Genomic DNA, 16,010 nt, shown 5'->3' with positions numbered 1-16,010 from the left:
AGGAACGTGACATGATGCAAGCTGTTCAACGATTACAAGATACATTGTCTCCCTCTAACCGAACCCTTTCAAAAAACAGTGGCAGCGGACGACCCGGTCCGAATCGTAAGCCGCAATTTCAGCTTAAAAGTATGCTGAAAAACAAGGAGATGCAAGCTGCTCTAGGTAGTGGATTGCTGATGCTGATGGCATGGGGAGTCTCACATTGGTGGCAATGGCTATCGGTCATTCTGTATGTGGTGTCCTATGCCCTTGGGGGCTGGTCCAAAGCCAGGGAAGGAGTCGAAACACTGATCCGAGAACATGATCTGGATGTTAACCTGCTCATGATTGCTGCCTCCCTAGGAGCTGCGGCCATTGGCTATTGGAATGAAGGAGCCATGCTGATCTTTATTTTTGCACTCAGCGGTGCGCTGGAGAGCTATACCACTGAGCGTAGTAGTAAGGATATTTCTGAGCTTATGGCGTTGAAGCCGGAAACGGCTTTGCGCTTGTCTCGCGAGGGGACCGAAACGGTCGGCATTGAGCAGCTGTTGCCAGGCGACCTGCTGCTGGTGAAGCCGGGCGAACTGATTCCGGCGGACGGCCGAATCTCTAAGGGCGTTTCGGCAGTGAATCAGGCATCGATTACCGGTGAATCTATTCCGGTAAATAAGGTGGAAGGTGACGAAGTATATGCGGGCACCATTAATGGAGAAGGGGTGCTATATGTAGAGGTTAGTCAGTCCTCAGAGAACACTTTATTTTCAAAAATCATTCGTATGGTGGAAGAGGCTCAGACCGAAGTTCCTGATTCCCAGCGTTTTATTAAAACGTTCGAATCGGTGTACGCTCGAATTGTTGTTGCTGTCACGCTGATCGTCATTGCCGGTGCACCCATAGCATTAGGCTGGACGTGGGCAGCAGCGTTTTACAAGGCTATGGTGTTCCTCGTCGTGGCCTCCCCCTGTGCGCTCGTATCATCCATTATGCCAGTAATGCTATCGGCCATTTCCAACCGTGCCCGACGGGGCATCCTGTTCAAAGGTGGTGCACATGTGGAGAATATGGCATTGACTTCTGTTGTTGCTTTTGACAAAACAGGCACGTTAACGATGGGGTCACCTGTCGTCACGGATTGGATTACCGCCGCAGAATACGATGCCGATGAGCTATTGCATATGGTCGCCACAATTGAAAGCTATTCTTTGCATCCGCTGGCGCGAGCGATTGTAGCCAAAGCCGAAGCTGATTTGGGACAGAGAGATCTTCTTCCAACCGAAGAAGTGCAAGCACTCACCGGATGGGGAATGGAAGGCATCATAGGCGGGGTGAAGTGGAAAATTGGGCGTACAAATATACTGGATGAACCTGGTTCTCTGGCAGAGCCAAAGTGGATGGAGAGTCGGGCCCGGCTGGAAGCTGAGGGCAAAACCGTATCCATCATCCTCGCGAATGATCGGATTGCCGGAATGCTAGCACTACGCGACGAGCTGCGTCCGCAGGCCCAAGAGTCCGTGAAACGACTGCAAGCGCAGGGTATCCGGGTCGTCATGCTAACCGGGGACCGTCCAGAAACGGCCGCTGTGATCGCGGCGCAGGCAGGAGTCGACGCCGTATATGCTGGCTTAATGCCGGAGGACAAAGTCAGCCATATTCGCATGCTGCGGGAGCAGTACGGGCATGTCGTCATGGTCGGCGACGGTGTGAACGACGCTCCTGCATTGACAGCGGCAACCGTAGGACTAGGCATGGGGATGCACGGCAGCGGAGCAGCGCTAGAGGTCGCAGACGTGGTGCTGATGAACGATGGAATCGAGGAGATCGCTCCGACGATAGCACTGGCCCGCAAGGCGCAGCGGGTGGTTAAACAAAATATGATCTTTGCGGTAAGTGTCATTTTGCTGCTTGTGATCAGCAACTTTGTGCAAGATATAGCCCTGCCATTTGGGGTTATTGGGCATGAAGGTAGCACATTACTGGTTATTTTGAATGGCCTGCGCTTATTACGGTCATAGGGCTAATAATCACAAGAAGACAAACAAGAAGGAGCATTCTTCCTCTTAAAAACTCAAGGGGTGAATGCTCCTTCTTTTGCAGCCTCGCAACGCTGTACGTCTATCTTCGTCGTGGCGTAGACCGTCGTAAGAACAAGGAAAACAATAGCCCTGCCAACGCAATCCCTGTAGCAATGATAAAGGCATCATTAATGCCATGGATCGTCGATTCTGTAACGGCACTTCGGTACACCTGTTGTAGCGCCAACGATGAACCACTTTCTGTTGAAATGCCCGCCGTTTGCGCGAGGGTTTGTCCCAACTGTGCTACCCCTTCGGTTAAAGGAACATTGGCGGTGGTAGCGACATTCGCATAATCCGCTACATGAATCGTGGTTCGGCTGCTCATTACAGTAATGAGCCAAGCGGTACCGATAGACCCGGCAATTTGCCGTACTGTATTGGACATGGCTGTACCATGGCTACCGAGATGGGGAGGCAACTGGTTTAGCCCTTCCGTCTGGACGGACATCATCAGCAATGACATTCCGAAGCTGCGAATCGTATAGATGATCATAATATGTCCGTAGGTGGTGGCGTCGGTTAGCAGACTGAATTCCCATGTTGTGACTGCCGTAATGATCAGCCCAATGATCGCCAACGGCCTTGCGCCTATACGGTCAAATACTGCCCCTGATATGGGTGACATCACACCCATCAGCAGTGCACCCGGCAACAGCAGCAGACCGGATTGCAGCGGTGTAAAGCCGCGTATATTTTGCAAATAGATCGGTAGCAGCAGCATCCCGCCAAACATCGTCATGTTGACGGTAGCCCCAACTAAGGTTGATACAGTAAAAATATCATATTTAAACACACGGAACTCCAGCATCGGCTGTATCATATTTAGCTCGCGCACGATAAACAATACAATAAACACCACCCCGGCAGCGAGTGTAAGGATTACCGTATTGCTACTCCAGCCTTTGTCTCCAGCCGAACTAAAGCCATACAACAGGAAGCCAAACCCAAGGGTGGAGAAGATGGTTCCCAATAGGTCAAAGTTCGGTTTCGTTAGCTTGGATACATTTTTGAGCCAGCGTATGGCAAACAGAACATCAATGACCGCCAGCGGAATAACGAGTAAAAATAGCAGCCGCCAGCTGTAATGCTCCACAATATAGCCGGATAAAGTCGGTCCAATCGCCGGGGCAAACATCATGGCGATTCCCATAGTACCCATGGCAGCGCCCCGTTTTTCTGGAGGAAACACAGTCAGGAACACGTTCATCACCACAGGCATGATGATGCCTGCTCCGCTGGCCTGGATAACACGTCCAACCAGCATAGGCGCAAAGCCGGTACTGGCAGCACAGACGACAGACCCGGCAGTAAATAACCCCATCGCGGAGATGAACAGTGCGCGTGTTCCGAATGACTCAATCAGAAAAGCAGTGATAGGAATCAAAATCCCGTTGGTTAGCATATATCCGGTGGAAAGCCATTGAACGGTTGTGGCAGACACATTGAAATCATTCATCAAGTGTGGAATGGCCACGTTAAGCAGCGTTTGATTTAAAATCGAAATGAAGGCGCCTAGCAGCAGCACGGACAGAATACGTCCGACGGACATTTTTTGATCCATGACAGCCTCCTACTTGTGAACTCTGATAGTCGCACTCATTCCCGGGATAATACCCAGCCCCTTGTAACCTTGAATGGAAATATTGACAGGCACGACCTGCGTCACCTTGGTATAGTTGGCAGTGGTATTGGAAGTGGGCAGTAATGAAAAAGTTGATGCGGTTGCCAGGCCGATTTTTTCGAGTTTACCGCTCAGAGACGTATCCGGGTAAGCATCAATATATACATCAACCGTCTGTCCTACCTGAAGATCCTGTACAGCCGTTTCGTCTATATTGGCGGTAATCCATAAATTGTTTAGATCAAAAGCCTTCGCTAAAGGCGTGCCTGCCCCAACAATTGAGTTATTGACCGCAGATTGCTGCACGATGGTACCATCGGTGGGAATCGTAACGCTAATTCGACTTCCGCCTCCTTCTACATTACCCAGCGTGCTTCCAGCGGTGTAGGTTTTACCAACTTCAGCATTCCAGCCTGTGAGCTTGCCCGCGCTTGGAGAGGCAACGCTAACCGCTTGTCCGCTCACTTGGGCATTATCGGTTTTTATGTAGTTGGCGGATTGATTGTAGTAATAGGCAGCGGCTCCACCTCCTGCCAGAATAATAATAATAACTAGCAGGTTGACTAATATGGCGCGTGAATTCATGTGTAACATGCCTCCCTAGTTCTTGGATTTTCAAAGTATGCGTCAAACGATTCATAATATTCAGATGGACTTTGGGCAAGGTTAAGAGCGCATGCGAAAAGGATGATTTTGCTGACAAAGGATGATGCGCATAATGACGACCAGGATTATGATTGTATATGACAGTGAAAATGGGCATACCGAACGTCTCGCTCGCTCGATTGCAGAAGGAGCACACCTTGAACACACGGAAGTGCTGTTAAAGCATGTGCATGAGGCCGATGTGAATGAGCTAGTAAGTGTGGACGCGATCATATGGGGCTGTCCGGGCCATTTTGGTACCATCAGCAGCGGTCTGAAAAGCTGGATTGATAAGCTGGGGTATCTATGGGCGCAGGGCAAACTAGTGGATAAAATCGGCGCTGTGTTTTGTACAACCGCTACCGTTCATGGTGGATTGGAATCCACACTTCTGAATTTGATTACTCCGATGCTTCATCAAGGCATGATTATTGTAGGACTGCCCGCTAATATAACGGAAAATGCATTATACGGCTCCTATTACGGCGTAGGGGTAACATGTCCAGTGGAGACAGACCCTAATGGACCACCTAATCTTCCAACGGGTGATGATCTTGCACTAGGTCGCTCTTTGGGCAAACGGGTCGCTGAAATAGCGGAACGGTACCGTAGCGCTGAAAGAGAATAGGAGGCTACCGATGACCATTGCTTTTATCGTAGTAGCTGCGGTTGCCTTTATTTTTTTGCTCGTATTTAATACGAAGATGACGCGCAAGTCCTCTCCCAAGACTCGCTCTACCGAAGAGGATTCACGGCAAAGAAGCAAACGTCCTTATCCTGTGCAGGTGGAACCCGAGGCGCGTGAATGGAAAGATCCTACGCGAGAGATGCCGCATAGGGATATCGACGTCGAAGAACATTATGCGGAGGAACAACACAAGGTGCCTGATATCCAGACGGATAAGAAGGTAGAAAAGGATCGCGAGAATATCAAAGATGCTTACGGAGATCAGGATTATCGTGCGGCTTTACGTGGTTTTGCCAAAAAGGACGAAGGAAAGGATAGACGTTCCCAAATATCCAATGGAGAGAAGGAGACTCACAAAAGTGAGGACGAGCAGTATCGTGAAGCATTGCGCTCCATGAACCAAAAAAAATGAGGTATCTCCATGTGAACACGCCAAAAAGGCTGCTTATCTGTCTGGATTACAGGCAGAAGGCAGCCTTTTTGTGTTGCTCGGCTATAGCCATTCGGTTAGCCCAATCATCGTAATTAAGCCGAGAATAAAAGAGAATGTGGCGATCCGCTGGTTGCCATCCCCGTGACTCTCGGGAATCAGTTCCTTGTAGACGATAAACATCATGGCTCCGGCGGCAAAAGCAAGGCCGTAAGGTACCAGTCCGTTCACCCAGCTACTCAAATAAAAGCCGATCAGACTCGTAATGATTTCCACAGCTCCGGTGAGGGTAGCAATGCCCAAGGCCTTGAAACGGCCGATGTTTTGATTCACAAGGAACAACGCTACGATAAAGCCTTCCGGGGCATTTTGCAGGCCGATAGAGAAGGCGATCAGATTGCCGAGATTGTGAGTCTCACTCGCATAGCTGACCCCAACAGAGAGTCCTTCCGGCAAATTGTGCAATGTAATAGCTGCGATGATGAGAAAAGATTTGGACTCCAGTTGAAAGGTCTTGGAATCTGGGTCCTCCAAATCCGCATGGGGAATGTACATCTCCATCACCAGTAATACGAGGCAGCCGAGCAGAATTCCCGCAGTCAGCACGAACCAATTGGAATGCTGGATCGCTTCGGGAATGAGGTTATACACGGAGGCAGAGGTCATAATTCCTGCGGCATAAGCCAACAGAACATCGCGAAGCCGATGTGTGATATTGCGCATAAACAGTATGGGCACGGCGCCGAGTCCAGTGGACAGGGCAGAAATAAAGCTACCTACAAAAACGTCATTCATAATCGGGATAATCCCTCCATACCTGATTTATCTTTAAGCTTCGCTTCATGAAAACTTCATTTGACTGTTTACAGCTCTTTCCGCATAATGAAATTAGGATTTAGAATCAGTCTAAGTCATAAGAAGCTGTAAAACAAGTGATTCGTTTTTGTAATATCCGGGTGTCCACATTTTGGGATAAGCTTCTGGCAGAATTACTTTTAGAAGTATATGCAGCTGCCCAGCGCCCGGTTCCGAAAACTCGTTATATAATACTTATGATATTTTAGGAGGAACCAAGATATGTACAAGTCCATTATTATAGGTACCGGTCCTGCCGGTTTGACCGCTGCAATTTATCTGGCACGTGCCAATATGAACCCACTGGTGATCGAAGGACCACAGCCAGGCGGACAATTAACCACGACTACAGAAGTCGAAAATTTCCCAGGCTTTCCTGAAGGAATCATGGGACCCGATTTGATGGATAATATGCGTAAGCAAGCGGAGCGTTTTGGCGCTGAATTCCGCACAGGCTGGGTAAATAAAGTAGATACAACTGCTCGTCCATTTACATTAGATGTAGAAGGTTTGGGTGAACTGGTTACTGATACGCTGATTATTTCCACAGGGGCGACTGCCAAATATCTGGGTATTCCCGGTGAACAGGATAATATCGGACGTGGCGTAAGTACTTGCGCAACATGCGATGGCTTCTTTTTCCGTGGCAAAGAAATTGTTGTCATCGGCGGTGGAGACTCTGCATTGGAAGAAGCCAATTTCCTGACTCGTTTTGCCTCCAAGGTAACGTTGGTGCATCGTCGTGAAGAAATGCGTGCCTCCAAAATTATGCAGGATCGTGCTCGTGCGAACAACAAAATTGAATGGGCGCTTAATCGTACTCCTGTAGAAGTGATCGCTGACGAGAATGGAGTCACTGGCCTGAAAGTGCTGAATAATGCAACAGGCGAAGAGGAGATCATTACAGTTAGCGGCGTATTCGTGGCAATTGGTCATCATCCGAATACGGGCTTCCTCGAAGGGCAAATTACAACGGATGCGAACGGTTATATCGTCGTAAATCCGGGTACTTCCGAAACAAACGTGCCTGGCGTATTCGCTTGTGGCGACGTACAAGATACACGTTACAGACAAGCGATTACTGCAGCAGGTAGTGGCTGCATGGCCGCTATGGACAGCGAGAAGTACATCGAAAGCTTGGAGCACAGCGCACTGGCCCTGTAATGATTCTCGCAATATTGAATAAATATGATTAACAAAATAAATGATGAGGTGATATTCATGGAAAAAGCAATCGTATACACATCTACAAACTGCCCGCATTGTCGTCAAGTAAAAAGCTATTTGAGTGAAAAAGGCGTGGAGTACGAAGAACGCAACATTGAAACCAATGAAGCTTTTGCTCAAGAGGTTTGGGATATGGGCATTCGTGCCGTTCCATTGACTTTGATCGGGGAAGAACGTATTTCCGGTATGAACAAAACCAAGTTTGAAAAAGTGTTGAACGCTTAATCCAACCTAACAACAGACGACGGTCCTATGATCGTTATATGGTTAAGAAAAGGCACCCATCGCAGCTAATACTGCAATGGGTGTCTTTTTACTTATAAGGACACACGTACTCGCCCGAGAAAAGGAGCGGTTGCTGCATAGGCGGCGCCTAGCATCGTCGAACGGCTGCCAAGCGTGGAGAAACGAATCTGTAGTTGCCGACGGTGATAGGGCAAGGCGCGTTCGTCAATCACTTCACGCATACTTTGCTCCAACCAAGGTCTGGCTTCCGCCAGTGGACCGCCAATGATAAGCATCCCGGGGTTAAGGCTGTTCACAATGTTGGTAATACCCACACCCAAATATCGTCCAATATCATTAAGTACGCTTAATGTACTCGCTTCACCTTGCCGAGCAAACGGCAGTAATTCCGCTGTATTATGTGCAGGCAGTTTCAATGTGGATGTTACATACGCCTTCTCCGAAGCATACAGCTCCCAGCAGCCGCGACTACCGCAGGAGCAGAGCCGTCCGTTCCAATCAATGGTCATATGACCCGTCTCTCCTGCGTACCCCCAAGCTCCTTGATACGGCTTACCGTCAATGATAATCCCGGCCCCAATTCCGGACCCTGCACTGATGTAGACCAGATCCCGCACTAGCTGTCGGTGATCGCCGTCCATACCATAGTACAACTCGCCCTGCGCGCCGACGTTGGCTTCGTTATCTACTACGACGGGCAGACCTAGCTCAGCCTCAAGCTGCTGCCGTAACGGAACCTCTTCCCAGCCCAGATTGGGTGCGAACAGCACGGTTCCGGTCTCATCCACCATACCCGGTACCCCCAGCCCAATGCCGACAATACCATGAGGGGAGGGAGGAGTGACCTGCATAAGCTCCTGAACGAGCTTTCGAATCTGTTCCATAACAAAGGCGGGATCATGCTGGGTTAGAGAAAAGGTAAGCTCCGTTTCAATGGTACCTGCCAGATCGGTCAGAGCGCCCTTGATGTACTGTACGCTGACCTCAATACCGAGTACAAAGCCTGCACGGCTATTGAACAGCAGCATTAAAGGCTTACGCCCGCCGCTGGATTCCCCTAATCCTGTCTCATACACAAGTCCATCGGTAATGAGCTCTGCCACCAGATTGGAAACGGTTGCCTTGTTTAATCCAGTTTGACTGGATAACTGTGCCCGGGATAGCGGAGCATGAAGGCGAATACGCTCCAGCACAATGGATTTATTCAGCTTTTTGACAAGCGCCTGATCGCCAGTGACATTCATGGTTCATTCACTTCCTGTTGGTGTAATTCCTGATATTATATCATAAAAACAAACTTAGTTTAAGCAATAGACAAAGTCTTTTGGCTGTGCTAGAATCGTTTTTGTAAACGTTTACTATAAAGGAGGAACTTATAATGGCTTATTTCGAACAGGTATCTAAAATTAACTTTGAGGGCAAGCAATCCGACAATCCTTTTGCGTTCAAATTTTATAATCCACAGGAAATTGTAGCGGGAAAAACGATGGAAGAGCATTTGCGTTTTAGTATGGCCTATTGGCATACACTGGTTGCAGGCGGCTCCGATCCTTTTGGTGTAGAAACAGCGGAACGTCCGTGGTCCAAGTTTACTGGGCTGGATCTGGCGAAGGCTCGTGTGGAAGCTGCCTTTGAGCTGCTGGATAAGCTAAATTTACCTTACTTTGCTTTCCACGATGTGGATATTGCACCAGAAGGCGCGTCATTGAAGGAATTTTACAGCAATCTGGATACCATCGTGGATCTGATTGAGGAACATATGAAAGCTACGGGGAAAAAATTGCTGTGGAACACGGCGAACATGTTTAGCCATCCACGTTATTTGCATGGGGCTGCCTCGACTTGCAATGCAGATGTATACGCACACGCAGCTGCTCAGATTAAAAAAGGATTAGAAGTGGGCAAACGTCTGGGCGCAGATAACTATGTTTTCTGGGGAGGCCGTGAAGGCTACGAAACACTGCTGAACACGGATTTGAAGCTGGAGCAGGACAATTTGGGACGTATGTTCCATATGGCCGTAGACTATGCGCGTGAAATTGGCTTTGACGCTCAGTTCCTGATTGAGCCAAAACCGAAGGAGCCAACGAAGCATCAGTATGATTTTGATGCGGCGACGACGATTGCTTTCCTGCAAAAATATGATCTGGATCAGCATTTCAAGCTTAATCTGGAAGCTAATCATGCCACCTTGGCGGGTCATACTTTTGATCATGAAGTGCGTGTAGCACGGATTAACGGCATGCTGGGATCACTGGATGCAAATCAGGGAGATTTGCTGCTGGGCTGGGATACGGACGAATTCCCGGTTGATCTGTATGATGCGACCCTGACGATGTATGAAGTGCTGCAAAATGAAGGCTTGGGCCGTGGTGGTATCAACTTTGATGCCAAGGTACGCAGAGCATCGTTTGAGCCAGAAGACTTGTTCCTCGCGCACATCGCAGGTATGGATACGTATGCGAAGGGGCTGAAGGTAGCTGCCAAACTGATCGAGGATCGTGTGTTTGAGGACTTTATTGAGAAGCGCTACAGCAGCTTTAAAGAAGGTATTGGAGCAGACATCGTATCCGGAAAAGCAACGCTTGCTTCTCTGGCTGAATATGCTCTGGCGAACGAAACACCACGCAAAAACGTATCAGGTCGCCAGGAATATCTGAAAGCAACATTAAATCAATACATTTTGGCTGACTAATACCAGAATTCTATATATGTAATAGAAGCTGCACGATAACAGGGAAGGAGGTACTCCAATGCAGGAGAAGCTAAATCAGGAGCAGGAGCGCTATGTCATCGGCGTAGATTTGGGTACCAGCGCGGTCAAAACGGTGCTGGTTAACCGCAAAGGGCAGGTGGCTTATGAAACCTCTCAGTCTTACCCGCTCCATCAGCCGAAGGCAGGATATAGCGAACAGCATCCTGAGGACTGGGTCAGTGGCACGTTAGCATCACTGAAACAGCTTGTGGAGAAGGCCGGAATCGGCGGCACAGATGCCGTAGACGGTATTAGCTTTTCGGGACAGATGCACGGGCTTGTGCTGACTGACAAGGAAGGCCAAGTGCTTCGTCCGGCTATTCTGTGGAATGACACGCGTACAACAGCACAATGCCGTCGTATTGAAGAACAGCTCGGATCGGAGCTGCTGAATATCGCACGTAATCGCGCGCTGGAAGGCTTCACGCTGCCCAAGCTGCTGTGGGTGCAGGAGCATGAGCCAGACGTGCTGGCCCGTGCGGCACATTTTATGCTACCCAAGGATTATGTGCGCTACTGTCTGACAGGAGAGCTGGCGACGGAGTATTCGGATGCGGCGGGCACGCTGCTGCTGGATATTGCGAACAAGCAGTGGAGCGAAGAGATCGCTGCCGCGTTTGATCTACCGTTATCGCTGTTCCCGCCACTGGTGGAATCCTTTGATCAGACGGGTACGCTACTGCCGGAGATTGCGGAGCAGAGCGGGCTTTCGCCTGAAACGAAGGTCTTTGCAGGTGGTGCGGACAACGCATGTGGCGCGATTGGCGCTGGCATTTTGAGCGAAGGCCGCACCCTGTGCAGCATTGGCACCTCAGGGGTTGTACTTTCCTATGAGGAACGCAAGGATATTGATGTGCAGGGGCGGGCGCATTTTTTTAATCATAGTGAGCAGGATGCTTATTATATTATGGGGGTTACGCTCGCGGCCGGATACAGCTTGACTTGGTTTAAGGATACCTTTGCACCAGAGCATTCTTTTGATGCACTATTGGCAGATGTGAATTCTATTGAGCCGGGCAGCCAAGGGCTGCTGTTCACGCCTTATATCGTTGGCGAACGTACACCTCATCCGGATGCAACCATTCGAGGCAGCTTTATCGGGATGGATGCGGGACATAAGCTTGCGCATTTTACACGAGCGGTACTGGAAGGAATAACGTTTTCGCTCAAGGAATCTATAGATATTCTTAGAGGGACGGGCAAAACGGTGAATGAAGTCATTTCCATCGGCGGCGGTGCGCGTAATGAGGCATGGCTGCAAATGCAGGCAGATATTTTTAACGCGGATATCATCAAGCTGGAAAGCGAGCAGGGACCTGCCTTGGGGGCGGCCATGCTGGCTGCTTATGGTAGTGGCTGGTTTGAATCTCTGCAAGCGTGTGCTGAAGCATTTCTGCGTGAAGCAGCGAGATATTCGCCGAATCCGGACCGTGTGGCACAGTATGAAGGCCTATACGAGCTGTATCGTGAAGTTTACTTGCACACGCGAGAGCTTAATGAGCATTTGGCAGTATATCGCTGAATGTGGTGAGCTTTAAGCGTAAATAAGAAGCGGCTTCGGGTGTAAGAAACCCCCGAAGCCGCTTTTTTCATGTAATGATAAGTTGGAATTAAATACTTTTCTTGATTTTCGCATAATCTTCATGCATAGAGCTGGCTGCACAACCCGGACATGACTTGCTCGACGAACACCCCGCACAGGCTCCTTGACGGCTTTTTCGCAAAAATCGTACCAGCACCCACGCACTATAACCGAGGATCGCCAATAAAATGATGATATTGATCATGGAATTCACTTCCTTTTATTTACTGTAGGGCCTGACTTAGCCCCAACCTAATAATCTGCCACACTGATAGATCAAGACGGCAATGATATATGCAACGGCCAAAGGATAGATCACAGAAAATGCGGTCCAACGCCATGAAAGGGTTTCTTTACGAATGACCGCTACCGTAGCCAGACACGGAACATACAACAGAATGAACACCATAAAGCTAAGAGAGGCAAGCGGTGTAAAGGCATGTCTGACTTGTAGTTCAAGTCCCTGCATATCAGGAACGTGGTAAATGATATTCATCGTTGATACGATAACCTCCTTGGCCATAAAGCCCGTGAGCAGGGATGCACCTGCTTGCCAGGTGCCAAAACCGAGAGGGGCTAGTAATGGAGCGAACCAACCTCCAACGGTGGCAAGCAGGCTGTCATCCATTTCTACCCCGAAGCCCTGCGGACCGAAATTGGACAAGAGCCAGATGCCAACGGAACCTGCAAGAATAATGGTTCCGGCTTTACGGACGAAGCCTTTAACCTTCTCCCATGTGCTGCGGAATAGTGTAAGAGCCTGCGGCACTCGATAGGGAGGAAGTTCCACGATGAAGAGGGAGGGTTCACCCGATAAAATGGATACTTTGGAAAAAATTTTGGCAAGTATAAGCGAAACGACGATTCCCAACACATACATCAGCATGATGATGCTTGCCGCATGTGTTGGGAAAAACACACCCGCAAACAACGCATATACCGGCAGGCGGGCCGAACACGACATAAAGGGCACCAGCAACGTGGTAATGAGACGTTCTCTGGGCTGTTCAATGGTGCGTGCCGCCATAATCGCAGGGACATTGCAGCCAAATCCGATGATGAAGGGAATGAAGCTTTTCCCGTTCAAGCCCACAGCTTGCATCAGACGATCCATTAGTATCGTGACCCGTGCCATATACCCGGAGTCCTCGATCACCGAGATAATCAGAAATAAAATAGCAATTTGAGGCAGAAAAACAAGCACACCCCCGACTCCAGCCACGATGCCGTCCACGACTAGACTTTGCGTAAAGGCAGACGCGTTCAAGTGAACGAGTAATTCAGAAATCCAACTGCTGAGTGTCCCTGAAAAAAATCCGTCCAGCATATCTGAAAGGATCGTACCCGCCCAATCGAAGGTGAACTTGAAGGTAGCGTACATCAGCAGCAAAAAGATCGGAATCCCCAGATACCGGTGAGTTAATAGTGCATCCAGCCTATCCGTTAGGCTGTGCGGCTTGAGCTTGGAGGTGTCGAGTGCCTTGGTACACAGATCAGCAATCCATGCTGTTCGTACAGAACGAATATGCTGAGCAGGCGTGATGGCATAGGCTTCACTGAGCAGGTCTTCTTCGCAACGGCGAATACGCGCAGTTACTTGTTCACGCTGCACCTCATCCGTCATCCATTCCATGACGACAGGATTGCCTTCCAGACATTGCAGTGCGGCCCACCGGAGTTGCGGTACAGATGCATCCGGCAGTAAGTTGCAAATATCATGAATAGCCGCTTCGACGGCTGGGCCGTAATCTAGTTGAAAAGTATTGGATGCATGTCTTACTTCTCGAAGAGATGCGAGCATTTGCTTACTTCCACTACCTGTGCGCGCCACCATAGGAATGATGGGAACGTTCAATTGATCAGCCAACAATTCCTTGTTTACGCGAAGACCCGTGGCATCAGCTACGTCAGTCATGTTTAAGCCAAGTACAAGGGGACGGCCATATTCCAGTAGTTGTACGGTCAGATACAGATTACGCTGGAGCTGGGAGGCATCCACGATATTGATCAGGGCCGCAGGCGGCTCTTCCAGCAAATATCGGGTTGCGACACCTTCATCCAACGAAAGAGGGAGTAAAGAGTAGGCACCTGGCAAATCCACCAATACGGCAGACTTGTCACGCAGGAGCCCTGTTTTCTTTTCCACGGTGACGCCGGACCAGTTTCCTACTTCTGCATACGTACGAGTCAGCTTGTTGAATAATGAGGTTTTTCCTGTATTGGGATTGCCAAATAGAGCGATCATGTCCATGTCGGAACGACCTCCAGTTGTTTCACTTGATTTTGACGGAGGCCGACCAGTTGGCCGTTGCATTCAATGACGATAGGACCGCCCAATAAACTGATTTTTTTTAAGCGTATGATGGAACCTTCGTTGATGCCCATGTCTGTCAAGCGGCGGCGCAATGAGGGATGAAGAGGGTCAAGGGATTGCAAACGCACAGTCTGACCTAGTGGCGTACGAAGAAGTGAAATACATTCTGGCATGGTGTTCAGCCTTTCTGATCTAGAATGAGAATCAATATCATTTACTTCCGATGCCAGTACCATATCATGAGGGAACCTAGATTGCTGTGATAAAATTCGCTGCGAACGACATGTTTGCCCCTTGCTCCCATCTGTTATATCGCCGAGTATGTGTGTCGCAACCTGTCTTTTTGACTGTCCCATTACTCGTCTGCAACCGACAAAACTAGAGCGTTTGGGGCAACTGTTTTTATGGTAAGATAGAGCTGTTTATAACTATGCTAAGAAGGGCAGGAACGCTCTGTATGAACAGAAAAATCGGGGTTAGGCTTGTAAAATGTCTGGTTGCGGGTGCAGCGCTGGCTGTGTTGCTTCCGCAGGCTGTGGAGTGGGGCAGCAATGTGTATGCGGCGTCGATCAAGCCGGCTCCATCGGTATCATCGCAGCAGCTTCAGAACAAGCTTTTACAGGCAATGGCTACGCGGAGTGAAACGCTGACCTTTACATATCAAGGGCGAGTGAACGGTCTCAAGCAGCAACTACAGACGGCCATCCAACAGGCCATGGAGAGCGATCCGTATGTGAATTATACGATCAAAAGCTACGCATTCAGCTATACAGGCACAACGACCTCCGCTCAGGTTACGATTCGTTTAAGCTACCGGGAGACGAAGGAACAGACAGCTTATGTGGATAGCACAGTTAAAGCGGTGCTGGGGGATATTATTACGAAGGGAATGACGGATCATGAGAAGGTGAAGGCCATCCATGATTGGATCGTCGTTCGCCTGAAGTATGATGAAGCACAGCAAAAGTACACAGCCTACGATGGCCTGAAAACGGGAAGCACGGTATGTCAGGGTTATTCACTGCTGGCCTATAAAATGCTGGAACGTGCAGGCATTACGAACCGGATTGTGGAAGGAAGAGCAGGGGGCCAGCTGCATGCATGGAATCTTGTTTTATTAGATGGTCGATGGTATCACATGGATACGACATGGGATGATCCAACCCCAGATCGCGCGAACGAAGTAAGCACTTCATATTATCTGCTGACGGATACCGAAATGCGGCGGGATCACTCATGGGTGAAACCGTATCCTCAGGCGAATACATCGTATCGGGAAACCTTATCAGCACTGGTAGCTGCCGGAGGATCAAAGGCTGCTGTGTATCAAAAACTGTACAATACCCTCGAATATCCGCTGCAAGATGGTAAGGGTCTGGTTAAATCATCCGCCGACATCAAGGAACAGGTGCGTAAGATTGTAAATAAGGGAGGGACGACGCTTACCTTCGCCTATCAGGGAACAGAGCGAAGTCTCAAGGAGGATTTACAGTCCTTATATCAACTCGGCTTAAAATCCATTTCTTATCAGATTACGGATCTCGGAAGTACCGGCAATCTTCGGGTAACCCTGAAATGGACCTAATC

At 49.3% G+C, this 16,010-nt stretch carries 15 protein-coding genes; 8 read left to right on the top strand and 7 right to left on the bottom strand.

Annotated features, from left to right (window positions below):
• Nucleotides 1-14: 14 nt before the first annotated feature.
• Entirely contained in the window at nucleotides 15-1,997 is a 1,983-nt protein-coding gene (locus MKY35_RS21970; RefSeq protein WP_342446689.1) for a heavy metal translocating P-type ATPase, read from the top strand.
• Between the two features lie 100 nt (nucleotides 1,998-2,097).
• Here MKY35_RS21970 and MKY35_RS21965 read toward each other — a convergent pair whose 3' ends face one another.
• Nucleotides 2,098-3,621 carry a DHA2 family efflux MFS transporter permease subunit gene (locus tag MKY35_RS21965; protein ID WP_342444820.1) on the bottom strand — a complete coding sequence of 508 codons (1,524 nt, stop codon included), beginning with the start codon at nucleotides 3,619-3,621 and terminating at the stop codon, nucleotides 2,098-2,100.
• Nucleotides 3,622-3,630: 9 nt separating this feature from the next.
• Nucleotides 3,631-4,266, bottom strand: coding sequence for an HlyD family efflux transporter periplasmic adaptor subunit (locus MKY35_RS21960; protein WP_342444819.1), 636 nt, complete (start codon nucleotides 4,264-4,266; stop codon nucleotides 3,631-3,633).
• Nucleotides 4,267-4,399: 133 nt separating this feature from the next.
• Between MKY35_RS21960 and MKY35_RS21955 the strand changes: the two genes are divergently transcribed.
• Both MKY35_RS21955 and MKY35_RS21950 read left to right on the top strand, forming a co-directional pair.
• Complete coding sequence (locus tag MKY35_RS21955) at nucleotides 4,400-4,954, top strand: NAD(P)H-dependent oxidoreductase (RefSeq protein ID WP_342444818.1); 555 nt, start codon at nucleotides 4,400-4,402, stop codon at nucleotides 4,952-4,954.
• A 10-nt stretch (nucleotides 4,955-4,964) separates the two neighbouring features.
• Nucleotides 4,965-5,426: a hypothetical protein gene (locus MKY35_RS21950; RefSeq protein ID WP_342444817.1), complete on the top strand. Its 462-nt coding sequence runs from the start codon at nucleotides 4,965-4,967 to the stop codon at nucleotides 5,424-5,426.
• Nucleotides 5,427-5,507: 81 nt separating this feature from the next.
• Here the strand turns inward: MKY35_RS21950 and MKY35_RS21945 are convergent, their stop codons facing one another.
• On the bottom strand, nucleotides 5,508-6,239 hold the full coding sequence (locus MKY35_RS21945; RefSeq protein ID WP_013311970.1) for a ZIP family metal transporter: 732 nt from the start codon (nucleotides 6,237-6,239) through the stop codon (nucleotides 5,508-5,510).
• Nucleotides 6,240-6,521: 282 nt separating this feature from the next.
• Between MKY35_RS21945 and trxB the strand changes: the two genes are divergently transcribed.
• Together trxB and MKY35_RS21935 are read left to right on the top strand one after the other, a co-directional pair.
• Entirely contained in the window at nucleotides 6,522-7,463 is a 942-nt protein-coding gene (gene trxB / locus MKY35_RS21940) for a thioredoxin-disulfide reductase (RefSeq protein WP_039273728.1), read from the top strand.
• Nucleotides 7,464-7,520: 57 nt separating this feature from the next.
• Nucleotides 7,521-7,751 (top strand): glutaredoxin family protein, encoded by a 231-nt coding sequence (locus tag MKY35_RS21935; RefSeq protein ID WP_007432162.1) that lies wholly within the window; start codon nucleotides 7,521-7,523, stop codon nucleotides 7,749-7,751.
• Between the two features lie 92 nt (nucleotides 7,752-7,843).
• On the opposite strand, the gene MKY35_RS21930 is transcribed toward MKY35_RS21935, so the two are convergent.
• Nucleotides 7,844-9,016 carry an ROK family transcriptional regulator gene (locus MKY35_RS21930; protein ID WP_342444816.1) on the bottom strand — a complete coding sequence of 391 codons (1,173 nt, stop codon included), beginning with the start codon at nucleotides 9,014-9,016 and terminating at the stop codon, nucleotides 7,844-7,846.
• Nucleotides 9,017-9,150: 134 nt separating this feature from the next.
• Here MKY35_RS21930 and xylA point away from each other — a divergent pair, with 134 nt between their 5' ends.
• A complete protein-coding gene (gene xylA / locus MKY35_RS21925; protein ID WP_013311966.1) occupies nucleotides 9,151-10,467 on the top strand; it encodes a xylose isomerase in 1,317 nt (438 codons plus the stop codon).
• 58 nt (nucleotides 10,468-10,525) lie between these two features.
• Entirely contained in the window at nucleotides 10,526-12,049 is a 1,524-nt protein-coding gene (xylB, locus tag MKY35_RS21920) for a xylulokinase (protein ID WP_342444815.1), read from the top strand.
• An 88-nt stretch (nucleotides 12,050-12,137) separates the two neighbouring features.
• Here the strand turns inward: xylB and MKY35_RS21915 are convergent, their stop codons facing one another.
• The 3 genes from MKY35_RS21915 to MKY35_RS21905 are packed head-to-tail and all read right to left on the bottom strand — an operon-like array spanning nucleotide 12,138 to nucleotide 14,596.
• Complete coding sequence (locus MKY35_RS21915) at nucleotides 12,138-12,314, bottom strand: FeoB-associated Cys-rich membrane protein (RefSeq protein ID WP_080658679.1); 177 nt, start codon at nucleotides 12,312-12,314, stop codon at nucleotides 12,138-12,140.
• 36 nt (nucleotides 12,315-12,350) lie between these two features.
• On the bottom strand, nucleotides 12,351-14,360 hold the full coding sequence (gene feoB, locus MKY35_RS21910) for a ferrous iron transport protein B (protein WP_342444814.1): 2,010 nt from the start codon (nucleotides 14,358-14,360) through the stop codon (nucleotides 12,351-12,353).
• Nucleotides 14,351-14,596, bottom strand: a complete 246-nt coding sequence (locus MKY35_RS21905) for a FeoA family protein (RefSeq protein WP_029519210.1) — start codon at nucleotides 14,594-14,596, stop codon at nucleotides 14,351-14,353. Before MKY35_RS21905 ends, feoB begins: the two co-directional genes overlap by 10 nt.
• A 284-nt stretch (nucleotides 14,597-14,880) precedes the next feature.
• Here MKY35_RS21905 and MKY35_RS21900 point away from each other — a divergent pair, with 284 nt between their 5' ends.
• Nucleotides 14,881-16,008 (top strand): transglutaminase domain-containing protein, encoded by a 1,128-nt coding sequence (locus MKY35_RS21900; RefSeq protein WP_029519208.1) that lies wholly within the window; start codon nucleotides 14,881-14,883, stop codon nucleotides 16,006-16,008.
• Nucleotides 16,009-16,010: the final 2 nt, after the last annotated feature.

Source organism: Paenibacillus sp. FSL L8-0638, assembly GCF_038593075.1.
Taxonomy (GTDB): Bacteria; Bacillota; Bacilli; order Paenibacillales; family Paenibacillaceae; genus Paenibacillus; species Paenibacillus polymyxa_D.
Note: the sequence above shows the minus strand (reverse complement) of the source record. Positions and strands in the feature narration are given on the sequence as shown.